Genomic DNA, 22,166 nt, shown 5'->3' with positions numbered 1-22,166 from the left:
CATAAAGCAGAAGCCAAAGCAACAAACTAAAGAGCTGCCCATGTTAGAACTTGGTCAGCTTTTTGCACCTCTGGTCTCTGGCTTTTTATTGATTGCTTTCATCTTTATCTCAGCCTTGGCGGTGATCTACACCGCTTACGACTACCGTCGTCTGTTCAATCAGCATCAGGTCCTGGTGCGTCAAAGTGACGAGCTACGCATTGAGTGGGGGCAGCTGTTGCTAGAGCAGTCGGCTTGGGGTGCAAACAACCGAGTTGAAGTGTTGGCAGAGCAGCGCTTAGGCATGAAGATGCCTAAAGCTAATGAGATTAGGCTGGCGATCGATGAGTAACGAAGAGGTGGTACAGACTCAAGCGGCAAAAGGCTGGCGGCTGTGGTTGGTCTTCATTGCGCTCGTGCTAATCTCTGGTGTGATTGTCGCTAAGATGGTGTCGCTCTATACAGCGGAGCAGGCGTTTCTGCAGAAGCAGGGTGATGCTCGATCGCTTCGCACTCGCTTAACGCCTGCGCATCGCGGCTTGATTACCGATCGCCATGGTGACCCCTTGGCGGTCAGTGCACCGGTGGCGACCATTTGGGCTGACCCTAAAGAGACTGATCTACAAAATTCAAACTTGCCTCAGTTGGCTCGTCTGTTGAGTCTTAACCCGCAATCACTACTCAACTCTCTAAAAGAGAATCCATCACGCCGCTTCATGTACCTTAAACGACAGGTGACGCCTGAATTGGCAGAGCATGTGAATGATCTCAATATTCGTGGTATCCATGTCGATCAAACCTTCCGTCGCTTCTACCCGACCGGCGAAGTGTCAACTCACTTAGTTGGGTTCACAAATGTGGACGGAAAAGGGCAAGAGGGCTTTGAGTTGGCCTTTGATGAGATGCTGCATGGCGAACCTGGTCGAGCGCTGGTTCTTCAGGATCGCAAGGGACGCACCATCAAACACCTAAAATCTCTGCAGGAGGCAGATCCAGGTGAAGATTTAGCGCTCAGTATCGATCTGCGTTTACAGTATTTAGCCTACCGTGAGCTCAAAGACGCGGTTCAGACGCATAAGGCCGATTCGGCATCGGCAGTTATTCTCGATGTTCGTACTGGTGAGGTATTGGCCCTAGTTAATCAGCCCTCTTACAACCCGAACGATCGCCGAAATTTAAACCCTAACGGGCTGCGTAATCGTGCAGTTACCGATATTTTTGAACCGGGCTCAACGATGAAGCCGATCACAGTTGCCGCCGCCTTAATGAGTGGCGATTACCAGTTTGAGGATGTGATCGATACTTCGCCAGGTTATATCCGAGTTCGAGGTTCATCCATTCGTGATCACCGTAACTACGGTGAACTGGATATGACAGGCATCATCACCAAATCGAGTAACGTCGGTGTCGTTAAGCTGGCGCTATCGATGGAGAGTGACGCGGTTCGTAACCTGATGTTTAACATGGGACTGGGTCAGCCCACCAATACCGGTTTTCCAGGCGAGCGCTCAGGTGTGCTGCCTTTCCTAAGTGAACGTCAAGAGGTAGAACGTGCGACCTTGTCCTACGGATATGGTCTATCGGTGACGCCGCTGCAGTTAGCTCAATCGTACATTCCCTTCGCGAATCAGGGCGTTAAATTACCCGTATCACTCTACAAATTGGACGAAAAACCTAAGGGTGAGCGTGTGATGCCAGCCGAGGTGGCTACCCAGGTGCTTGGCATGATGGAAACGGTTGTCACGCCAATTGGAACGGCTAAACAGGCCGCGGTGACCGGCTACCGTGTTGGGGGTAAAACGGGTACAGCTCACAAAGCCGTTGCTGGCGGTTACGCAGAAGATGCCTATGTCTCAGTATTTGCCGGCATCGCACCGATCAGTGATCCACGAATTGTCATGGTGGTGATGGTTGATAACCCTAAAGGCCAAGAGTATTACGGCGGTGCGGTTGCTGCGCCCGTCTTTTCACGGGTGATGGGCGGTGTACTGCGCTTGATGAATATCCCACCCGATAACTGGGAAGAGGCAAGTATGCAGGTGGCCTCAAAATGACTCAGTTATCAATGCAGTGGAATCTTAATGAACTCCTAATGCCATTTGGCCTAAGGAGCTCTGAAGTATCTGTTACGCGACTATCGCAAGACAGTCGAGAAGATCAGACCGGCTCTCTGTTTGTGGCGCGTTCGGGTGCCAACTACAGTGCATGCGATTTCGCTGAGCAGGCCGTTACCAAAGGGGCTAAAGCGGTTCTGTTGCAGGGTACGGTAGCCGAGGCATCTGAGTTAGCTGAAAAACTGAATGTTGAGGTGATCGCTTGGCAGCCTGAGACCTGCTCTTTGGCTCAGCTAGCGGATCGCTTTTACCGCTCACCCTCTCATTCGATGACGCTGGTCGGTATTACCGGTACCAATGGTAAAACTTCCTGTGCTCACTTCCTCGTTCAACTGCTCTCACTATTGGGCCGTCGAGCCGCTATGTTGGGCACGATAGGTATTGGCTTTTTAGACAATCTTAAGGTCTCTAGTCATACCACGCTTGATCCGATTGCCTTGCAAAGAACTCTGGCTGAGTTGCTTGAAGCGGGCGCTGACAGCGTAGTGATGGAGGTGTCGAGCCACGCCATTGATCAGGGGCGAATCGATCAGCTAGCCTTTGATTTAGTGGCCTACACCAACCTGTCACGTGACCACTTGGACTACCACGGTTCGATGGAAGCTTATGCCGCCGCCAAAGCGAAGTTGTTTGACGCCTATGGGGCACCGCTGCAATTGATTAATGCTGATGATGAGTACGCGGTAACTTTGTTAAATAAGCCAACTGACGCAAGTCGCTTAAGCTTCTCTACGAGATCGAAATCAGCAGATGTCGCTTCGTACGATCCTAAGTTTAGTGCCAAAGGACTCTCATTTACGCTAGAGATGATGGATCAAACCATTAGGGTAGACGCACCACTGATGGGTAGTTTTAACCACTCCAATCTGACCTTGGTGATCGGTGCAGCGGCGATGCTGGGTTATGACCTAAGTGATGTAGAGCGATCTGTCTCTAAAGTTCAGCCGGTGCCGGGTCGTATGGAAGTAGTCTCTAACGCAACCGAGCCTTGTGTCATCGTCGATTATGCCCACACGCCGGATGCGTTAGAGAAAGCGCTAACCGCCTGTCGAGAGCATTTGGCCGGTGGCGAATTGCTGACTCTGTTTGGCTGCGGCGGTGACCGTGATCGTGGAAAACGCCCAATGATGGCAGCCATTGCCGAGCAGTTGGCTGATCGGATTTGGGTGACCAGTGACAACCCTCGCACCGAAAACCCTCAAGCGATTATTGATGAAGTGATTCAAGGTTTTGCTGGCGATAAGCCTGTCCTTGAAGTGATCGGTCGTGCCGATGCGATTGATCAGATTATTGCTCAGGCATCGGTTAACGATATCGTTTTGATCGCCGGTAAAGGTCACGAAGATTATCAAGAGATCAATGGCGAACGCCTGCCCTTCTCAGATCAAAAACAGGCTCTGTCAGCATTGAGAGGAGGTGTCACACTATGATGCGCGACTACTCTCTGATAGAGCTTGCGGCCGTATTAAACGCTGAACTTAAAGGTTCAGATACAAAGATTGAACGTGTGATTACTGACAGTCGCAAAGCCGGTTCGGGTGATCTCTTCGTCGCTCTAAAAGGAGAGCGATTTGATGCTCATGCGTTCGTTGAACAGGTTAGTCAGCAAGGAGCATCGGCCGCTGTTGTCGATCATCCACTCGAGTTGCCTATTGCCCAGCTGGTCGTAGCCGATACCCGAATAGCATTGGGACAACTGGGTGCGCTGAATCGTCAGCAATTTTCTGGTCAGTTGGTTGCTGTGACAGGAAGTGCCGGTAAAACCAGTGTTAAAGAGATGTTGGCACTGATGTTCTCCTCGCTGGCGCCCACTTTGGCTACTCAGGGCAATTTGAATAATGACATTGGTGCACCACTGACCCTGCTTGAGCTCTCACCCGAGCATCAGTTTGCAGTGATTGAATTGGGTGCTAGCGCAGTCGGTGAGATCGATTACACCGCTGCACTGACTCAGCCAAATGTCGCTATTCTTAACAATGCAATGGAAGCCCATGTAGAGGGGTTCGGTAGCCTTGAGAATATCGTGCAGGCTAAGTCAGAGATCTATAACGGCCTCGTTGAGAGCGGAGTCGGAATCGTTAATTTAGATGATCCGCATGCCCAGGTTTGGACAGATAAACTGGATCGTTTGAATAAGTGCTGGATCGGTTTTGGTTTGAACGAATCAGCAGAGTTATCCGCAACGAATCTGAGAGTGAATGACCAGGGTTGCTTTGGATTTACTTTGAAATATCAAGGCAATCAATACGCTGTTCAGCTCTCTGTTATGGGGCGTCACATGGTCTCCAATGCGCTTGCAGCCCTGGCTGCTTGGGTCGCTTCGGGTCAGTCGATTGCCAGCGCGATCAAACCGCTGCAAAACTACACAGGGTTCAAGGGGCGCCTGCAGGTTCATTCACTCAAGCCCTCTCTTGCATTGATTGATGACTCCTACAACGCCAGTCCTTCCGCCGTTAAAGCCGCAATCGATACTCTGATGACTCTCGATGGCGAGCACCTACTTGTTCTAGGTGATATGGCCGAGTTGGGTGCTGACGCGGAGGCGCTTCATTCAGAGATCGGTCGTTATGCCAAGCAGCAGGGGGTTGATCGTCTGATGGCAACGGGTCCTCTGATGGCCAATGCGGTGTCAGCTTTCGGCGAAGGGGCGAGTCATTTCGCTTCGCGTGATGAATTGATTACTGAGTTAACACATAACCTGCCTAAAGAGGGTGCTCTGCTGGTTAAAGGTTCACGAAGTGCAGCGATGGATCGTGTCGTCGATGCACTAATAGAGATGGAAAAATAGTATGTTGGTCTACTTAGCGGATTACCTTTCTCAGTTTTATAGTGGCTTCAATGTCTTCAAGTACATTACGCTGCGCGGCATTATGGGTGTGTTAACGGCCCTCGCTATGGCGCTGTGGATGGGGCCGCATCTGATTAGAAAACTTCAGATAAAACAGATCGGTCAGGCCGTTCGCAACGATGGGCCAGAGTCACACCTAAGCAAAGCTGGCACACCGACTATGGGCGGTGCGCTGATTATTCTAGCGATTATCACCAGTACCTTACTCTGGTCAGACTTAACGAACCCCTATGTTTGGGTGACGCTGTTTGTTCTGGTGGTGTTTGGTGCTGTTGGTTGGGTGGATGACTGGCGCAAAGTCATTGAGAAAGACTCACGAGGTCTGCCTGCAAAGTGGAAATACCTGTGGCAATCCGTGGGCGGTGCCGCGGCCGCTGTGGCGCTCTTTTGGTTGGCCGAAACACCCGCTGAAACCGATCTCTTGATTCCGTTCTTCAAAGATACCGCGCTGTCACTGGGTCTGCTTTTTATACCCTTCGCCTATTTTGTCATTGTCGGAAGTTCCAACGCAGTCAACCTAACCGATGGTTTGGACGGCTTAGCCATTCTTCCAACGGTTATGGTGGCAGGTGCACTGGCGGTTTTTGCCTACCTAACGGGTCACGTTAAGTTTGCAGAGTACCTCAACATCCCTTACATCCCTGGCGCCGGTGAGTTGATCATTCTGCTCGGCGCCATTATTGGAGCCGGTTTAGGATTCCTCTGGTTTAACACCTATCCAGCGATGGTCTTTATGGGTGATGTAGGTGCGCTCGCGCTAGGCGCTGTATTGGGTGTGGTCGCGGTTATTGTTCGCCAAGAGCTAGTACTACTCATTATGGGCGGAATTTTTGTGCTGGAAACGGTCTCAGTCATTCTGCAAGTGGCGTCGTTCAAATTGACGGGCCGTCGCATCTTCAGAATGGCTCCGATCCATCACCACTTTGAGTTGAAGGGTTGGCCTGAGCCACGAGTCATCGTCCGTTTCTGGATCATCAGTTTTGTACTGGTGTTGATCGGCTTAGCCTCATTGAAAATACGATAGGAAATAACGTGTCACTGATTACCAGCGATAAGCGCAGAATCATTATTGGCTTAGGTCAAACTGGCCAGAGCATTGCACGCTTCTTTGCAAGTCGTGGTCTGCCGTTTGCCGCTTGTGATACACGTGAGACAGCTGCTGCAATTGATGCATTCCGTCATCAGTACCCTGAAGTTGAGCTGCAAACCGGTCCACTCAATGGTGAATGGCTGAGTCAGGCAGATGAGCTAGTGATCAGTCCAGGTGTCGCTAAAGATCAGCCTGCGATTCAGGCAGCCATAGCATCGGGTGCTAAATTGATCGGTGATATTGATCTGTTTGCACGCGAGGTAACGGCTCCGATCATTGCGATTACCGGTTCCAATGGTAAAAGTACCGTTACGACGCTAGTTTGGCAGATGGCCGTCGATGCCGGATGCCGTGCAGAGATTGGCGGCAATATTGGTATTCCGGTTCTGGATCTATTGGCCAAGCCGGCTGCCGATCTCTATGTTCTTGAGCTCTCCAGTTTTCAGCTTGAAACCACACATGATCTCAAAGCATCAGCAGCGACCGTATTGAACATGTCGGCTGATCATATGGATCGTTATGACGGTATGCAGGGGTATCATGCAGCGAAACACCGCATCTATCGCCACTGTCAGCAGGCGATTTTTAATCGTGAAGATGCTCTTTCAAGACCTCTAGTACCGAACAGCACTAAACAGACCTCCTTTGGTTTGGGAGCGCCCGACCTTAATCAGTACGGCCGATTGATGGTTGAGGGTAAGCCTTGGTTAGCAAAAGGTGCTGAGGCCCTTATGCCAGTTTCCGATATGAAGATGCGTGGCGAACACAATGAGTTGAATGCATTGGCGGCTCTGGCTCTGTGCGAATCTCAGGGGCTGGAACTATCGTCCCTTTTAAAGACCCTGTCTCAATTCCCGGGACTCGAACACCGCTGTCAGTGGATTGCAGAGCGAGAGGGTGTTAGCTGGTTCAACGACTCTAAAGGAACCAATCTTGGCGCTACACTGGCTGCCGTTGTGGGTCTTGGAGAGACGCAAGAACGCACACACTCATTAATCTTGATCGCGGGTGGACAAGCGAAAGGTCAGGATTTCTCAGGCCTAAAACTACCTAGCCAGCGCTACCTAAAATCACTCATTCTGATCGGGGAAGATCGCCAGCAGATGGCCGATGAGATCGGTTTTGAAACAACCTGTTTTGCTGATTCATTGATGGACGCAGTGCGTTTGGCTGAGTCTAAAGCAGAGTCGGGTGATGCGGTTCTGTTATCCCCAGCTTGTGCAAGTTTCGATATGTTCACAGGGTTTGAAGATCGTGGTCATCAGTTTGTGGCGGCCGTGAGAGAGGTGTTGTCATGCGATTAACACTTTCCCATTTTAGTAAGCTTTGGAATTTTAAATTGCCTGCGGAACTGCGTGTTCCTCAGGGCACTCTACCTTTCGATCCACTGTTGATGATGAGTATGCTAGCGCTGATGCTGACAGGCCTTGTCATGATCTCTTCAGCCTCTATGGATGTTGCAGCGGCTAAATTTGGTGGGCCATTCTTCTTCATTTTCAGGCACGGCCTATTTGTTGTGGCAGCGCTGTTAGCGGTTGCACTGCTGGTGAGAATTCCCATTACTGTATGGGAGCGTTTCTCAGTCTGGCTGCTCTTCTTGGGGCTGTTGTTGCTGTTGATTGTTTTAGTGCCTGGCATCGGCCGCGAGGTCAATGGTAGTCAACGTTGGATCGGGCTGGGTAGCTTCAATCTTCAGGCCTCAGAGGTCGCTAAGGTCTGCATGGTGATGTTTATTGCGGGCTATCTGGTGCGCCGTCTACACGAGGTTCGATCGACTTGGAAAGGGGTTGTGAAACCTGCTATTCCACTGGCGTTCTACGTTTTTGCACTCTACCTAGAGCCGGATTACGGTGCCATCGTTGTTACAACTGCAACGGTTATGGGCATGATCTTCCTGGGTGGAATGCGACTGTTACAGTTAGTCACTGTTGTTGGCGTTGTCGGAGTGTTGGTCGGTGCGATGGCGTTGACTCAAACCTACCGTTTGAAACGTCTGCAGTCTTTCTCGGATCCTTGGGCGGATCCATACGGTGCTGGCTATCAGCTCTCTCAAGCGCAGATCGCTTTTGGTCGTGGAGAGTGGTTTGGAACCGGTCTTGGTAACAGCGTACAAAAACTCTTCTACCTACCCGAAGCCCATACAGACTTTGTCTATTCAGTTTTCGCGGAAGAGCTCGGTCTGATCGGTGCCATGGCGGTTGTTGTTCTCTATGTGGTTTTAATCGCTCGAATCTTCTTGATCGGTCGCCAGGCTGAGAAGCAGCAACGCTTTTTTATGAGCTACATCTCCTACGGTTTCGGCTTCATTCTTGCGGGTCAGGCGATGATCAATATCGGTGTGAACGTGGGCGCCTTGCCAACCAAAGGTCTGACACTGCCGCTGATGAGTTACGGTGGTTCATCACTGATTATCTGTGCGGCGATGATCGCCATCGTGCAGCGCGTCGATTATGAACTGAAACGTGAGCGCCTCGGTATGAAGCCCGTTGAGAGCCGTTGGAGTCGATTCTGGTCACGCTGGACACAGGAGGCCTCTCATGAGTCAGTCTAAACGCCTACTCATTATGGCCGGCGGTACCGGCGGGCATGTCTACCCAGCACTTGCCGTGGCTGATCTGTTGCGTGCTGAGGGTCACCAGGTGGAGTGGTTAGGTTCTGTTCGTGGTATTGAGAATCGAGTGGTCCCTGAAGCGGGCATTAGGTTGCATGCCATTAACGTCTCAGGCCTAAGAGGGAAAGGCAAACTGAGCCTTATTGCTGCGCCTTTCAAATTGATTAAGGCGCTATGGCAGGCCTTCAAGGTAGTAAAACAGGTTCAGCCAGATGCCGTTTTGGGTATGGGTGGTTTTGCATCGGGGCCTGGAGCCCTAGCCGCTTGGCTACTTAATAAGCCTCTGGTGATTCATGAGCAAAATGCAGTCGCTGGATTGACGAATACACAGTCTCGTCGATTTGCTAAACGTGTTCTCCAAGCCTTTCCCAACGCCTTTAAATCGGGCGCACAAGGTGAAGTGGTTGGTAATCCTATTCGTGGCCCTATTTTGGATGTTGCAGCGCCTGATGAACGGTTTGCAGGGCGAAGCGGGGCCATCAATTGTCTAGTAGTGGGGGGCAGTCTGGGTGCATTAGCGATCAACGACTTGGTACCTCAAGCTGTGGCTAGATTGTCATCGCAAGAGCGCCCCAATCTGTGGCATCAATCTGGACCGACGCACATTGAACGTTGCCAACAGGCTTATGCAGATGCCGGTGTTGAAGCCGAGGTCGTGCCCTACATTGAATCCATGGATGAGGCTTATGCCTGGGCCGATTTAGTGATCTGCCGAGCGGGGGCATTAACCGTCTCTGAAATTGCTATAGCCGGTGTGCCTGCTCTATTTATTCCCTTCCCTCATGCGGTTGATGACCATCAAACAGCAAACGCTCAGTATTTGGTTGACGCTAAGGGTGCAGACCTAATTGCACAAAAGAATTTAACAGCCGAGGGACTCTCTCAATGGCTGAAACAACATCAATCTCGAACCGATCTGTTGGCCATGGCTAACGCTTCGCGTTCTCAGGCGAAACCAGACGCAACCCGTCAGGTCGCTGATATCTGTTTGGAGGTGGCCCTATGAGCCCAAAAGCCGGACATCGTAAAGAGTATGAAGTGCCAGAGATGCGCCGTATTAACCGAATCCACTTTGTGGGCATCGGTGGTGTGGGTATGTGTGGCATCGCCGAAGTGTTATTGAACCAGGGTTATGCTATTTCCGGTTCTGATATCCGTGAGTCGGCAGTGACCAATCGACTTAAGTCACTCGGCGCGACCATTTTTATTGGCCATGCGGCTGAGAATGTCGAGGGGATAGATGTCCTAGTCACCTCAACAGCAGTCGATCAAACCAACCCAGAAGTTGCTCGCGCCAAAGAGCAATTAATACCGGTGGTTCGTCGAGCTGAAATGTTGGCCGAGTTGATGCGCTACCGCCATGGGATTGCAGTGGCAGGCACACACGGTAAAACAACGACAACCAGTTTGGTTGCCTCTATTCTCGCAGAAGCGCAACAGTCACCCACCTTTGTAATTGGCGGTCGTCTAACCAGTGCAGGCACCAATGCTCAGCTTGGGCGCAGTCGTTACTTAGTCGCTGAAGCGGATGAGTCTGATGCCTCATTCCTGCACCTGCAGCCGATGGTGGCGATTGTCACCAACATCGATGCCGATCATATGGATACCTACGACGGTGACTTCGGCAAGTTGAAGCAGACCTTTATCCGTTTTCTGCAGAATCTCCCATTTTACGGACTGGCCGTTATGTGTATCGATGATCCCGTCGTGCGCGAATTGATGCCAGAGGTTGGGCGACCCATGCTTAGTTATGGCTTCTCCGAGGATGCAGACTTCCAAGCCTATGACCTAGAGCAGAATGGACTGCAGAGCCGTTTTAAGGTGAGACGTCCAGGTGGACTAAGTGATCTTTCGGTCTGTCTAAATATGCCAGGACGCCACAACGTGTTGAACGCACTCGCGGCGATTGCCGTTGCAACGGATGAAGAGATCGACGATGCCGCGATCTGTCGAGCATTGGAGAAGTTCGAAGGCGTCGGACGTCGTTTCCAGGTGTTGGGTGAGCTGCCACTAGAGAGTGGTAGCGTGACACTGGTCGATGATTATGGTCATCACCCACGTGAGGTTCAAGCGGTGATCAGTGCGGTCGAAGAGGGCTGGCCGGGTCGTCGCTTAGTGATGGTCTATCAGCCTCACCGCTACACACGTACGCGTGATCTCTATGAAGATTTTGTTCAGGTGTTGCAACGTCCCGATCAGCTACTGCTGCTTGAGGTCTATGCAGCCGGTGAGGAGGCGATTCCAGGCGCGGACACACGTTCCCTCTGCCGTTCTCTGCGTCAACGTGGCAAAGAGCCCATTTTTGTTGAATCAAATGAGCACATAGCCGAGATGTTGAAAGAGGTTCTGCAACCGGGTGATCTGCTTCTGACTCAGGGTGCAGGGAACATCACAACGCTGGCTCACCAGCTACGTGAACACTGGGGTGAGGTCTAAGTCTGATGGCTGAATCGATTACTAAATACTCCAAACAAGAGCTGCAAAGCCTAGGTCGTGTCGCCGTTATCATGGGTGGCAATGCGTCAGAACGTCAGGTATCTCTGAACAGTGGTAATGCGGTATTAGCGGCGCTGCAGAGTGCCGGTGTCGATGCGTTCGCACTGGATTTGACAGGTAATGGACAGAACCCATTAACTCAATTAGTCGAAACCGAATTTGATCGCGCGTTTCTGATTGTCCACGGGCCTGGTGGAGAAGATGGCCAGCTACAAGGCGCTCTTGAACTGATTAATAAGCCTTACACCGGCAGCGGCGTCGCAGCCTCTGCGGTGGGAATGGATAAGATGCGCACCAAGCAGCTCTGGTTAGGTGCCGGTCTACCCACTCCAGCCTATGCGTCGCTTTGCCCAAGCAGTGACTTTGATCAGATCGTTGAGGATCTCGGACTGCCTCTGATGGTGAAACCCGCTAATGAGGGGTCGAGTATTGGCATGAGTCGTGTCAGCAGCGCTCAAGAGTTACGTGATGCTTATGCTGTGGCGGCTCAGTTTGATAGCCGAGTGATCGCCGAACAGTGGGTCAATGGTCCTGAGTTCACCGTCGCAATTCTAAATGGCCGTGCACTGCCCATTATTCGCCTTGTGACACCCCATGAGTTTTACGACTTCGATGCTAAGTACCAAGCGAATGACACTCAATACCTGTTTGATACCGGCCTGGACAACGAGCAGATCGAAGAGATGCAAGGTCTGGTTGAGCAGGCTTTCCATGTAGTCGGTTGTAGTGGTTGGGGGCGCGTGGATTTGATGATGGATCAAGCGGGTCAGTTTCAGTTGTTAGAGGTAAATACCACACCGGGTATGACCGATCACAGTCTGGTGCCTATGGCGGCAAAACAGGCCGGAATTAGTTTTAGTGAACTCTGTGTCGAAATTGTGATGGAGGCTCGATAGTCGTGGCCTTCAGCCTACCTTGGAAAAAAACGATCCCCACTCAAGTGGCTGAGATCGTTGAGACTCAACAGTCAGCTGCGCAAGAGGCGGAGATCCTCTTTGAGCGAGCTGATCGTTTGGTTGAGTCCGAGGTGGCAAATGAGTCGGATTGGATCTGGAAGCCGGTGTTGGTACTGACCATCTGCGGGATTTTGCTGTCACTGATATTCACAGCGGTTCGCGAGTATACCCAGTGGTTGAATCGTCCTGTAGAGACCGTTGTTGTCGATGGAGCAACCCGTCACATCGATAAAACTGTCATCGCGAATCAGGTAGCAGCGGGTATCAATGGACGCATTTTGGAGCTCGACCTTGGCGCCATTCAAGAGCGACTTGTTGAGGAGCCATGGATCAATGAAGTTGAGGTGCGCCGAGCTTGGCCACCGGCTTTACAAGTGAAGTTGATTGAAGAGGTTCCTGTTGCACGTTGGGGAAATCGAGGCTTATTGAATCACCAGGGTGACATCTTCTGGCCAGAGAGGGTCGATGCTTATCAAGCCCTGCCCGAGTTGTCAGGACCGTCCCACGAGACGGTTCGAATTATGCAGCAGTTTAGGGATCTAAACTCACTGTTTATTCGATCGGGTATTACCTTGGCTGGACTGGAGTTGGAGTCTCGAGGTGCTTGGACACTGCATCTCAATAATGGAATCAAAGTGGTCGCAGGTCGTGATGACCTGATGCCCAGACTAAGGCGCTTCATACAGGTCTATGAAACGCAGCTGATTAAGCAGCAAGAGTCAATTGAAGAGGTTGATATCCGTTACACCAATGGTGTGGCGGTTAAATGGAAAAAGGGTTCAGGAACCAAGCGTTCCTAAAACAGGTTTTCACGACTCAATCAGCAGAATTTGAGCGTGAGTATTTAAATGCTTCATCTCTATTGGGGAATAGAGTTGAAAGGGGGAGAGAAGATGTTTCAGTTAATTGATCAGGCTGCAGAAGGCGCAAAGATCAAAGTGGTCGGCGTCGGGGGTGGCGGCGGTAACGCGGTTGCTCATATGCGTACACAAGCCATGGATGGGGTTCAGTTTATCTGTGTGAATACTGATGCCCAGGCGTTGAGTGATATTACTTTAAGTGAGGCGCTGCACATTGGTCGCGAAACGACCAATGGTCTTGGCGCGGGTGCTAATCCAGAGGTTGGGCGTGCCGCGGCTCAAGAGAGTCGAGCTGCGATTGCTGAACAGTTGGCGGGTGCCGATATGGTGTTCATTACGGCCGGCATGGGCGGTGGTACAGGTACCGGGGCAGCGCCAGTGGTTGCCGAGGTTGCACGTGAATTGGGTGCGCTGACGGTTGCGGTCGTGACTAAGCCGTTTAAGTTTGAAGGCAAGAGCAGAATGCGTATTGCGGATCAGGGTATCTCTGAGCTTAAAGAGGCGGTTGACTCGTTGATTATAATTCCCAACGAGAAGTTGATGAGCGCGCTTGGTAGTAAGGTGACGTTGATTAAAGCCTTTGCGGAAGCCAATAATGTTCTTAAAGGGGCGGTCGAGGGCATCTCTGATCTAATCACTCGTCCAGGCATGATCAATGTCGACTTTGCCGATGTGCGTACTGTGATGACAGAGATGGGCATGTCGATGATGGGCACTGGCCGGGCATTAGGTGATGAGCGTGCTCGAATTGCGACAGAGCAGGCGGTTCAAAGTCCTCTTTTAGAAGGGGTTGATCTTAAAGGGGCTAAGGGTGTCTTGGTCAATGTAGCGGCAGGGAAAGATCTAAGCCTGGGTGAGTTTTCGGAAGTGGGCGATCTGGTTGCAGAGTACGCCGCTGAAGATGCCACTATCGTGGTCGGCACGGTAGTCGATGAAACTCTGGGAGACGAAATTAAGGTTACGGTTGTAGCAACAGGGTTAAGTTCTACTCAGCAGAACGTTATACCGGAACCTGTGTTGGTTGTTGAAAACAGAGAGCCTAAAGCGAAATTGGACATCAATACGTTCGAGCTTCCTGAGATTCTGAAACGAACTAATATTGAAGCACTGCTGGATAAGCCGGAGCCTGAAGATCCTTACGCGGATCTCGATTACTTTGATGTTCCGACCTATCTTCGTCGCTGAACGGAACCTGAATATTTTTTGAGTAAACGCTAGGAAGCGGGGTGGCTTTCCTTTATGATGTGCTGTTAATACGTCATAACTGGATTGGTTGCCCCCGCGGATGATTAAACAGCGCACACTCAAAAACAGCATTAAAGCGACAGGTATCGGCCTGCATTCAGGTCAAAAAGTCTACCTGACCTTGCGCCCAGCCCCTGTTAATACGGGTATTATCTTCCGTCGTGTGGATCTTGATCCCGTGGTTGAAATCCCTGCTGTTGCGCACAATGTCTCTGACACCACGCTGTCAACCAACATCTCTATGGGTGGCGCTCGTGTTGCGACGATCGAGCACCTTTTATCTGCTCTGGCGGGTCTGGGTATCGATAATGCCTACATCGAGCTGAGTGCTGAAGAAGTCCCGATTATGGATGGCAGTGCCGCTCCTTTTGTTTTCTTGGTTCAGTCTGCCGGTATTGAAGAGCAGAACGCGCCTAAACAGTTCATCCGTATCCTTAAAGAGGTTCAGGTTGAACACGAAGGTAAGATTGCTAAATTCCTTCCGTTCAATGGATTCAAAGTCGGTTTTCAGATTGAGTTCGATCACCCAGTATTTGAAAACCGTACTCAGCATGCTGCCCTCGATTTTTCGAGCACCTCCTTTGTTAAAGAGGTAGCACGTGCGCGTACTTTTGGTTTTATGCGTGATATCGAATACCTACGTTCTCAAAACTTGGCGTTGGGTGGCAGCTTTGATAACGCAATTGTTGTTGATGACTACCGTATCCTCAATGAAGATGGCCTTCGTTACGAAGATGAGTTCGTTAAACACAAAATTCTTGATGCAGTCGGTGATCTCTACCTACTCGGTAAGAGCTTGATCGGTGAGTTCTACGGTGATAAATCAGGTCACTTCCTGAATAACCGTCTGCTACGTACGCTTCTAGAAGATGAATCTGCATGGGAAGTGGTGACCTTCGAAACTGACGATCACAAAGCCCCCATATCATATCAGCGTCCAGCAGCGGCTGTCTGATTGAGCAAAACATGTTATAAAACAGGGCCGACTTAGATCGGCCCTATTTTTTTGCAAAATAGCTAAGGGTTTACTCAGTAAAAGGTTGTTTTTAGGCTGAGTGCCCCCATAAAAAACTTAATTAATAATGACTCACTAGTTGACCCAATCATGCTTACCTCTTTCCTCTCTAAAATTTTCGGCAGTAAAAACGATCGTGAACTTAAACGTATGGGCCGCATCGTTAAACAAATTAACGAACTAGAACCCGAGTTTGAATCACTCAGTGACGAGGGGATCAAAGAGAAAACGGCTCAATTTAGAGAGCGACTCGAACAGGGAGAGTCTCTAGATAAGCTCCTACCTGAAGCCTTTGCCAACTGTCGTGAAGCGTCAAAGCGCGTGATGGGTATGCGCCACTTCGACGTACAGTTGATCGGTGGTATGACACTGCATGATGGCAAAGTGGCTGAGATGCGTACCGGTGAAGGTAAAACCCTAGTTGCGACGCTTGCGGTCTATCTAAACGCAATCTCTGCCAAAGGTGTTCACGTCGTAACCGTCAACGACTACCTGGCAAGTCGTGATGCTGAGTGGATGCGTCCACTCTATGAAGCACTGGGTCTATCAGTGGGTGTCGTTGTATCAGGTCAGGATGGTGAGACCAAACGCGCCGCCTATGCCTGTGATATCACCTACGGTACCAATAATGAATTTGGCTTCGACTACCTTCGTGACAACATGGCGTTCAACCTGACCGATAAGGTTCAGCGTGATTTCAACTTTGCCGTGGTCGATGAGGTGGACTCGATTCTGATCGATGAAGCACGTACCCCGTTGATCATCTCAGGTCCTGCTGAAGACAGTTCAGAAACCTACAAAGCGATCAACACACTGATTCCACATCTGACTCAATTTGAAGGTGAGATTGATGTCAAAGATGAGACGCAGGTAATCAATGAAGATTTCCACGTTGATGAGAAGAACCGTACCGTTGAGTTGACCGAAGCGGGTCATGAAAAAGTTGAAGGCATGTTGATCGAAGCGGGTCTTCTTGCGGAAGGCGATAGTCTCTATGCTCCGCAGAACCTAACTCTATTGCACCATGTCCTAGCGGCACTTCGCGCACACCATCTGTTTGTTAAAGATCGTGACTACATCGTTCAGGGTGGTCAGGTTGTCATCGTCGATGAGCATACTGGTCGTATCATGGCGGGCCGTCGTTGGTCAGAAGGTCTTCACCAAGCTGTTGAAGCGAAAGAGGGTGTTGAGATCCAGATGGAGAGCCAAACCTTGGCGTCGACCACCTTCCAGAACTACTTCCGTCTCTACAACAAGCTATCGGGTATGACCGGTACAGCGGATACAGAAGCGTTCGAGTTACGTCAAATTTATGGTCTGGACGTAGTGGTGATTCCGACTAACCGTCCGATTCAACGTATCGATTACAACGATCTGGTCTACTTGTCGATCGAAGATAAGTTCGAAGCGATCGTTAAAGAGGTTAAGCACTGCCAAGAGCAGCAACGCCCAATTCTAGTGGGTACTGCGTCAGTCAGCTCTTCTGAACTTCTTTCGCAGATGCTTGATAAAGCAGGCATCAAACATAACGTACTGAACGCCAAGCAACACGACCGAGAAGCGGGTGTCATCGCTGAAGCGGGTCGTCCAGGTGCAGTCACCATTGCAACCAATATGGCCGGTCGTGGTACCGATATCATGCTTGGCGGTAAGCTTGAAGTTGAACTTGAAGCACTAGGTGAAAATGCTACAGAAGAGCAGATCGAAGCCGCTAAAGCGGATTGGTCTAAGCGTCATGAAGCGGTGCTTGAGGCGGGTGGTCTACACATCATCGGTACTGAGCGTCACGAGTCTCGTCGTATCGATAATCAGTTGCGTGGTCGTGCTGGCCGCCAAGGTGACCCAGGTTCGTCACGTTTCTTCCTGTCACTTGAAGATGACTTGATGCGTATCTTCGCTTCCGATCGTGTTCGTAACATGATGAAAGCGCTAGGTATGGAGAAAGGTGAAGCGATTGAGCATAAGATGGTCTCCAATGCCATTGAGAAAGCTCAGCGCAAAGTGGAAGGCCGAAACTTCGATATTCGTAAGCAGCTTCTTGAGTATGATGATGTTGCTAACGACCAGCGTACCGTCATCTACGATCAGCGCAATGAGTTGATGTCGAGCGATGATATTTCTGAAACCATCGATGCGATCCGTGAAGAGGTGGTTAACGACACCATCAGCACCTTTATTCCACCTGAGTCACTCTCTGAACAGTGGGATATCCCGGGTCTGGAAGAGGAGATCAAAACACGCTTTGCCGTTGAGATGCCGATTCAGCAGTGGCTAGATGAGGACGATAACCTCTACGAAGAGACACTGCGCACACGCATTCTTGATCAGATCGTTGAAGTGTATCGCCAGAAAGAGGCGTTGGTCGGAACCGAATCCTTCCGTAATTTCGAGAAGCAAGTGATGCTTCAAGTGCTGGACCAGCTTTGGAAAGAGCACCTGCAGACGATGGATCTACTTCGTCGTGGCATTCACTTACGTGGTTATGCTCAGAAAAACCCGAAACAGGAGTACAAACGTGAGTCGTTTGAACTGTTCCAGGGGCTTCTAGAGAACATCAAAGCCGACGTTGTTCGTATCATCAGCCACGTTCAAGTGCGTGCTCCTGAAGATGTTCAAGAGATGGAGCGTCAGCGTCGTGAAGCGGCTGAGAAACAGGCCATGGACTTCAAACACGATGCTGCGACGGGAATGCAGGGTGAAGAGACTGATAGCGGTATTGAAGGCGAAGAACAACCAGCAACCTTCAAACGTGATGATCGTAAAGTAGGGCGTAACGAACCTTGTCCTTGTGGATCAGGCAAGAAATACAAAGCCTGTCACGGTAAGATCTCTTAAGCAAAATCGATCATTAAAGGCTGCTCATTGAGCGGCCTTTTTTGTGCGCGTTACTTTCGATCGGTTATTTTCTAGCCGTTATTTTGAAGGGTTAAGCAGAGAGAGTCGACAATCTCTCAATCTGTCTGCGACGCAACTCAGATCCTAGCTCGGCACCCGAGAATCCATCAGCCATCACCTGTTTTGGCTGAACAGCTGCGACTGACTCAACGGCTGTCGCTAAGTCAGCAGAGTTGAATCGGTTATCCTGCTGCAGTGCGTCGTGAATATGGATCAGAGGCTCAGCGGCGGTGGGTTGCTTGATCAATTTAAGATCGTTGATTAACTGAAGTTTTTGTTCGGCATCAGCTGTTGGGAAATTCGACAGAGTCGCTGAGTGTCTAGAGAAGGCAATCGCTAGCGATTTGAAACGGTTGGGGACTTTGAGTTTGAGCGCTAAGGCGTCAACCTCCTCGGTGCTCAGATTCGCAAGGTGGCACAACAGAGCAAATCGCTCCTCAGCCGCTTCAAGTAGTGGACTATCGACGCTATGCAAATCCTGCAACGCAATCCTGTCCAGTGGTGCCAGCAGGTAGTTGGCATGACTCTTTGCTAAGGTAGTTAAGAACTGACTGGGTGTCTTAGTATTTAGCGCTCGCTCAAACTCCTGCCAAACCCGCTCTGTGGTCAGATGGTCCAGCTCACCCGAGGCGCTCATACCCTGCATTAATGCTAGGGTCTCAGGTGCGACTTTGAAACCAAGGTGGGCAAAACGCGCATGGAAACGGGCCACACGAAGTACGCGGAGGGGATCCTCTAAAAAGGCGTCAGAGACGTGCCTGAGTAGGCGAGCATTTAGATCTTTTTGGCCGTTGAATGGGTCGGTAATGACGCCAGTATCACTCTTGGCCATCGCATTAATCGTCAGGTCTCTCCTGAGTAGATCCTCATCCAGGGTGACGCTTGGATCAGTATGGAAGGTGAACCCTTTGTAGCCGCGGCCACTTTTGCGTTCGGTTCTGGCTAAGGCATACTCTTCGTGCGTTTCAGGATGGAGGAAGACGGGAAAGTCACTGCCAACCGGCCTATAACCCGCTTCAAGCATCGCTTCTGGTGTGGCACCGACGACGACCCAATCTCGGTCTTTAACCTCAAGACCGAGTAGTTCGTCACGCACAGCACCACCCACCAGATAGATCTGCATGGTTAACCTTTTTCGCAGTGCTCAGGGAAGGCCAATACCCAGCGTTCAAAACCGCCATCAATGCTGTAGACCTCTTCAAAGCCACGCTCACAAAGGAAAGCGGCTGCAGATTGGCTGCTCATACCGTGGTAACAGCAGACAAGAATGGGCGAATCGAATTCGTGGCTATCGATGAACTCTTGTAGGTTGTCATTGGTTAGATTAACAGCGCCTTTGATGTGATTGTTGGCAAAGCTCTGTCCATCACGAATGTCGGCTACAACGGCGCCTTTCTCAATGAGTTCTAGGGCATCTTTTGCAACGACGTGTTTAAATTGATTCATTTAGTATCCTTAGTCATTCTTAACGATTTAACTCTTGGCTTGAGATCGAGAAGATCGATCCATCCTCTAGTCTCAAAGCCGTTAACTCTCCGCCCCAAACACATCCGGTGTCGAGAGCGTAATGATTGGGTGCCACTCGCAGCCCTAATGCCGCCCAGTGACCGGTAATCTGTTTGTGAGAACTGACCTGTGTCGGTAGTTCAAACCAGGGGAGGAAACCCTCAGGCTGTTCGTCTAATCCACCGTTTGCGTCAAAGTCCAATTTACCAGAGGGTTTAATATAGCGCATGCGGGTGAAGTAGTTAGTGATCGTTCGCAATCGATCGAAGCCAATGATCTCATCTTTCCATTTGGCGGGTTTATTGCCATACATCTGTTCGAAATAGTGGACGGACAGGGTGCTGTTTAAGCAATCAGTCACCTCTTTCGCCAGTTGCTCAGCTTGTTCTAAGGACCAGATGTGGGGAATGCCTGCATGGGTCATCACATAGCCTAAGGCGTCGCAGCGTTGAATCAGTGGTTGTTGTATAAGCCAACTCAGTAACTCATTGCGATCTTGCGCCTGCATGATCGGTTTTAATGTTTTTCCTACCTTTCGATCGACACCTGAGGCAAGTGCTAACAGGTGCAGGTCATGATTGCCAAGAACAATGCGCGCGCGAGGTCCAAGTGATTTTATAAATCGCAAAACCTCTAAGGAGTCAGGACCTCGATTAACCAGATCGCCAGCAATCCATAGCTGGTCATCTTCACTGAATTGGAGTGAATCAAGTAGGGCGATCAGTGTTCGATAGCACCCTTGAATATCTCCGATGGCATAGGTCGACATTGCGTTGTTAAAACCGCTTAGTTAGGCTGAAAGGCCATAGCATATAGGAATTCTTCAGTGGACCCAAAAGGATGATTGATCACTCGTTTAGCGCAGTCTGCAATACGAGCACTAAACTGCTAATCCTAGGCTCACTGCCTGGTAAAAAATCGATCGCTGAGCAGCAGTACTATGCCCACCCTAGAAATGCGCTTTGGCCTATTCTGTGTGACTGGCTGCAGATGCCAAATTCAATGAGTTACGAACAGAAGTTGGCCGCAGCCTTGGAAGGTGGGATTGGGTTTTGGGACGTCGTTGCTGAAGCCGAACGGCCGGGATCACTGGATTCAGATATCAAGTCATCGACTGTTCACTACAATCCAATTGATCAACTCATCGAGAGCTTGCCCAAGTTGAAGTGCATTGTTTTAAATGGCGGGGCAGCGATGAGGCTATTCAAACGAGCTGGGTTTGATCAGTTTGCTAAAGCAAAGGGGATAGACTTTTTTCAGCTGCCGTCGACCAGTCCGGCGCATGCATCGATGACCTTAGATGAAAAAAGAGTTGCGTGGCACTCTGTGCTGATCGACTCTCTGAAAGAGTAACGTACATCCATTCGATATTATTGGAGGTGTTTGTATGGCATTAGCTACATTTGCTGCAGGTTGTTTTTGGGGTGTTGAACTGCGATTTTCCGATTTGACGGGTGTGACCGGCACTCAAGTGGGTTACATGGGCGGTGCTCTCGATCAGCCGAGCTACCAGGATGTCTGTACTGGCCAGACGGGTCATGCCGAGGTGGTGCAGATCGAATTTGATGAACACCTTATCGCGTATGAAGCCCTTTTAGACTCTTTTTGGCAATGGCATGATCCCACCACGCTGAATCGACAGGGACCTGATGTTGGCACGCAATATCGTTCAGCGATCTTTTATCAAGATGATACGCAACGCATCTTAGCGGAGCAGTCAAAAGCGGTTCTTGGAACCAGTGGCGTGTTTGCGAACCCTATCGTGACTGAGATTGTGCCGGCTCAAACCTTCTGGCCTGCAGAAGAGTACCATCAACAATATCTTAAAAAACGAGGCGCCTCTGCATGTGGAATTTAGCCACATCCAACCAATCCGCTCTTAAGTTGATTATTGGTAACCACAACTACTCAAGCTGGTCACTGCGTGCTTGGTTTTTTATGAAGCGATCAGGCCTCTATTTTGATCTGGAACGTTTAGCCCTGTTTGAGTCGGACTTCCATGAAAAACTCTCCCAATACAGTGATGCAGGGCGTGTGCCGGTGCTGATCGATTCTGAGCTTCAGGTTTGGGATTCCCTAGCAATCTGTGAATACCTCAGTGAAGCGCATCTAGCAGGATTAGGTTGGCCAGAATCCCTGCAAGATCGTGCTAAAACGAGATCCATAGTCTCTGAGGTCCACTCTGGTTTTGCCAATCTAAGGCATGCGCTACCGATGAACTGCCGTGCACAGCGATCGATCAGTGTGTCTGAGACGGTGCGATCAGAGATTGAGCGTATTGATCAGATCTGGAGTGATCCTTGGTTCATTAATGCTCGCGAGAAGGGAGTCGACTTAGGTATACTAGATGCATTCTTTGCACCGATTGCTTCTCGTTTTCATACCTATCAGATCGAACTGACAGAGCCTGCCTCACAATACCGAGATTGGCTGCTGCAGACCCCAGAGTTGATGGAGTGGTATCAACTAGCCTCAGAAGAGACTGAGGTGATTGAAGACGAAGAGGTAGGTACACCTCTTTAACTCGATTGATGCCACGCGCGTCATTTGG

20 protein-coding genes are annotated in these 22,166 nt (G+C 50.3%); 17 read left to right on the top strand and 3 right to left on the bottom strand.

The features are described 5' to 3' along the window. Window positions 1–40 precede the first annotated feature (40 nt). From ftsL to secA, 14 genes are all read left to right on the top strand, one after another. Window positions 41–331, top strand: a complete 291-nt coding sequence (gene ftsL, locus XMM312_RS03210) for a cell division protein FtsL (protein ID WP_173481281.1) — start codon at window positions 41–43, stop codon at window positions 329–331. Further along, window positions 324–2,033, top strand: coding sequence for a penicillin-binding protein 2 (locus tag XMM312_RS03205; protein ID WP_173488698.1), 1,710 nt, complete (start codon window positions 324–326; stop codon window positions 2,031–2,033). Before ftsL ends, XMM312_RS03205 begins: the two co-directional genes overlap by 8 nt. Beyond that, entirely contained in the window at window positions 2,030–3,523 is a 1,494-nt protein-coding gene (locus tag XMM312_RS03200) for a UDP-N-acetylmuramoyl-L-alanyl-D-glutamate--2,6-diaminopimelate ligase (RefSeq protein WP_254442827.1), read from the top strand. Before XMM312_RS03205 ends, XMM312_RS03200 begins: the two co-directional genes overlap by 4 nt. Next, entirely contained in the window at window positions 3,520–4,881 is a 1,362-nt protein-coding gene (gene murF / locus XMM312_RS03195) for a UDP-N-acetylmuramoyl-tripeptide--D-alanyl-D-alanine ligase (protein ID WP_173488697.1), read from the top strand. The genes XMM312_RS03200 and murF overlap by 4 nt, the downstream gene beginning before the upstream one ends. A 1-nt stretch (window position 4,882) precedes the next feature. After that, on the top strand, window positions 4,883–5,965 hold the full coding sequence (gene mraY / locus XMM312_RS03190) for a phospho-N-acetylmuramoyl-pentapeptide-transferase (RefSeq protein ID WP_173481278.1): 1,083 nt from the start codon (window positions 4,883–4,885) through the stop codon (window positions 5,963–5,965). Between the two features lie 8 nt (window positions 5,966–5,973). Beyond that, window positions 5,974–7,335, top strand: coding sequence for a UDP-N-acetylmuramoyl-L-alanine--D-glutamate ligase (murD, locus tag XMM312_RS03185; protein ID WP_173488696.1), 1,362 nt, complete (start codon window positions 5,974–5,976; stop codon window positions 7,333–7,335). After that, window positions 7,326–8,582 (top strand): putative lipid II flippase FtsW, encoded by a 1,257-nt coding sequence (ftsW, locus tag XMM312_RS03180; protein ID WP_173488695.1) that lies wholly within the window; start codon window positions 7,326–7,328, stop codon window positions 8,580–8,582. Before murD ends, ftsW begins: the two co-directional genes overlap by 10 nt. Then, window positions 8,569–9,648 carry an undecaprenyldiphospho-muramoylpentapeptide beta-N-acetylglucosaminyltransferase gene (gene murG / locus XMM312_RS03175; RefSeq protein WP_173488694.1) on the top strand — a complete coding sequence of 360 codons (1,080 nt, stop codon included), beginning with the start codon at window positions 8,569–8,571 and terminating at the stop codon, window positions 9,646–9,648. Before ftsW ends, murG begins: the two co-directional genes overlap by 14 nt. Continuing rightward, the gene (murC, locus tag XMM312_RS03170) at window positions 9,645–11,078 is read left to right on the top strand and encodes a UDP-N-acetylmuramate--L-alanine ligase (RefSeq protein WP_173488693.1); all 1,434 of its coding nucleotides are present in this window, start codon (window positions 9,645–9,647) and stop codon (window positions 11,076–11,078) included. The genes murG and murC overlap by 4 nt, the downstream gene beginning before the upstream one ends. A 5-nt stretch (window positions 11,079–11,083) precedes the next feature. Continuing rightward, window positions 11,084–12,034 carry a D-alanine--D-alanine ligase gene (locus XMM312_RS03165; protein ID WP_173484340.1) on the top strand — a complete coding sequence of 317 codons (951 nt, stop codon included), beginning with the start codon at window positions 11,084–11,086 and terminating at the stop codon, window positions 12,032–12,034. Between the two features lie 2 nt (window positions 12,035–12,036). Then, complete coding sequence (locus XMM312_RS03160) at window positions 12,037–12,894, top strand: cell division protein FtsQ/DivIB (protein WP_371731456.1); 858 nt, start codon at window positions 12,037–12,039, stop codon at window positions 12,892–12,894. A gap of 93 nt (window positions 12,895–12,987) precedes the next feature. Beyond that, on the top strand, window positions 12,988–14,139 hold the full coding sequence (gene ftsZ, locus XMM312_RS03155; protein ID WP_173481272.1) for a cell division protein FtsZ: 1,152 nt from the start codon (window positions 12,988–12,990) through the stop codon (window positions 14,137–14,139). A 100-nt stretch (window positions 14,140–14,239) separates the two neighbouring features. Next, on the top strand, window positions 14,240–15,154 hold the full coding sequence (gene lpxC, locus XMM312_RS03150; RefSeq protein ID WP_173481271.1) for a UDP-3-O-acyl-N-acetylglucosamine deacetylase: 915 nt from the start codon (window positions 14,240–14,242) through the stop codon (window positions 15,152–15,154). A gap of 150 nt (window positions 15,155–15,304) precedes the next feature. Continuing rightward, a complete protein-coding gene (gene secA, locus XMM312_RS03145) occupies window positions 15,305–18,049 on the top strand; it encodes a preprotein translocase subunit SecA (RefSeq protein WP_173488692.1) in 2,745 nt (914 codons plus the stop codon). A gap of 91 nt (window positions 18,050–18,140) precedes the next feature. Here secA and XMM312_RS03140 read toward each other — a convergent pair whose 3' ends face one another. Genes XMM312_RS03140 through XMM312_RS03130 form a run of 3 tightly spaced genes read right to left on the bottom strand, consistent with a single transcriptional unit; the run spans window position 18,141 to window position 20,384 of the window. After that, complete coding sequence (locus XMM312_RS03140) at window positions 18,141–19,232, bottom strand: hypothetical protein (protein WP_173481269.1); 1,092 nt, start codon at window positions 19,230–19,232, stop codon at window positions 18,141–18,143. A 2-nt stretch (window positions 19,233–19,234) separates the two neighbouring features. After that, entirely contained in the window at window positions 19,235–19,555 is a 321-nt protein-coding gene (glpE, locus tag XMM312_RS03135) for a thiosulfate sulfurtransferase GlpE (RefSeq protein ID WP_173481268.1), read from the bottom strand. A gap of 19 nt (window positions 19,556–19,574) precedes the next feature. Then, window positions 19,575–20,384: a symmetrical bis(5'-nucleosyl)-tetraphosphatase gene (locus tag XMM312_RS03130; protein ID WP_173481267.1), complete on the bottom strand. Its 810-nt coding sequence runs from the start codon at window positions 20,382–20,384 to the stop codon at window positions 19,575–19,577. Window positions 20,385–20,455: 71 nt separating this feature from the next. On the opposite strand from XMM312_RS03130, the gene XMM312_RS03125 reads away from it, so the two are divergent. The 3 genes from XMM312_RS03125 to XMM312_RS03115 are packed head-to-tail and all read left to right on the top strand — an operon-like array spanning window position 20,456 to window position 22,138. After that, window positions 20,456–20,968, top strand: a complete 513-nt coding sequence (locus tag XMM312_RS03125) for a DNA-deoxyinosine glycosylase (protein WP_173481266.1) — start codon at window positions 20,456–20,458, stop codon at window positions 20,966–20,968. Window positions 20,969–21,002: 34 nt separating this feature from the next. Next, window positions 21,003–21,473 carry a peptide-methionine (S)-S-oxide reductase MsrA gene (msrA, locus tag XMM312_RS03120; protein ID WP_173481265.1) on the top strand — a complete coding sequence of 157 codons (471 nt, stop codon included), beginning with the start codon at window positions 21,003–21,005 and terminating at the stop codon, window positions 21,471–21,473. After that, a complete protein-coding gene (locus tag XMM312_RS03115) occupies window positions 21,461–22,138 on the top strand; it encodes a glutathione S-transferase (RefSeq protein ID WP_173481264.1) in 678 nt (225 codons plus the stop codon). The genes msrA and XMM312_RS03115 overlap by 13 nt, the downstream gene beginning before the upstream one ends. Window positions 22,139–22,166: the final 28 nt, after the last annotated feature.

The organism is Marinobacterium sp. xm-m-312, from assembly GCF_013283295.1.
GTDB lineage: Bacteria > Pseudomonadota > Gammaproteobacteria > Pseudomonadales > Balneatricaceae > Marinobacterium_E.
Note: the sequence above shows the minus strand (reverse complement) of the source record. Positions and strands in the feature narration are given on the sequence as shown.

What these genes read in the sequence shown, in the direction of transcription:
- murF (WP_173488697.1), top strand. Translation starts at nt 3,520, where the DNA reads ATGATGCGCGACTACTCTCTGATAGAGCTTGCGGCCGTATTAAACGCT.
- XMM312_RS03125 (WP_173481266.1), top strand. Translation starts at nt 20,456, where the DNA reads ATGATTGATCACTCGTTTAGCGCAGTCTGCAATACGAGCACTAAACTG.
- XMM312_RS03140 (WP_173481269.1), bottom strand. Translation starts at nt 19,232, where the DNA reads ATGCAGATCTATCTGGTGGGTGGTGCTGTGCGTGACGAACTACTCGGT.
- XMM312_RS03205 (WP_173488698.1), top strand. Translation starts at nt 324, where the DNA reads ATGAGTAACGAAGAGGTGGTACAGACTCAAGCGGCAAAAGGCTGGCGG.
- murC (WP_173488693.1), top strand. Translation starts at nt 9,645, where the DNA reads ATGAGCCCAAAAGCCGGACATCGTAAAGAGTATGAAGTGCCAGAGATG.
- secA (WP_173488692.1), top strand. Translation starts at nt 15,305, where the DNA reads ATGCTTACCTCTTTCCTCTCTAAAATTTTCGGCAGTAAAAACGATCGT.
- mraY (WP_173481278.1), top strand. Translation starts at nt 4,883, where the DNA reads ATGTTGGTCTACTTAGCGGATTACCTTTCTCAGTTTTATAGTGGCTTC.
- ftsL (WP_173481281.1), top strand. Translation starts at nt 41, where the DNA reads ATGTTAGAACTTGGTCAGCTTTTTGCACCTCTGGTCTCTGGCTTTTTA.
- lpxC (WP_173481271.1), top strand. Translation starts at nt 14,240, where the DNA reads ATGATTAAACAGCGCACACTCAAAAACAGCATTAAAGCGACAGGTATC.
- murG (WP_173488694.1), top strand. Translation starts at nt 8,569, where the DNA reads ATGAGTCAGTCTAAACGCCTACTCATTATGGCCGGCGGTACCGGCGGG.
- XMM312_RS03115 (WP_173481264.1), top strand. Translation starts at nt 21,461, where the DNA reads ATGTGGAATTTAGCCACATCCAACCAATCCGCTCTTAAGTTGATTATT.
- XMM312_RS03130 (WP_173481267.1), bottom strand. Translation starts at nt 20,384, where the DNA reads ATGTCGACCTATGCCATCGGAGATATTCAAGGGTGCTATCGAACACTG.
- XMM312_RS03200 (WP_254442827.1), top strand. Translation starts at nt 2,030, where the DNA reads ATGACTCAGTTATCAATGCAGTGGAATCTTAATGAACTCCTAATGCCA.
- ftsZ (WP_173481272.1), top strand. Translation starts at nt 12,988, where the DNA reads ATGTTTCAGTTAATTGATCAGGCTGCAGAAGGCGCAAAGATCAAAGTG.
- msrA (WP_173481265.1), top strand. Translation starts at nt 21,003, where the DNA reads ATGGCATTAGCTACATTTGCTGCAGGTTGTTTTTGGGGTGTTGAACTG.
- XMM312_RS03165 (WP_173484340.1), top strand. Translation starts at nt 11,084, where the DNA reads ATGGCTGAATCGATTACTAAATACTCCAAACAAGAGCTGCAAAGCCTA.
- ftsW (WP_173488695.1), top strand. Translation starts at nt 7,326, where the DNA reads ATGCGATTAACACTTTCCCATTTTAGTAAGCTTTGGAATTTTAAATTG.
- glpE (WP_173481268.1), bottom strand. Translation starts at nt 19,555, where the DNA reads ATGAATCAATTTAAACACGTCGTTGCAAAAGATGCCCTAGAACTCATT.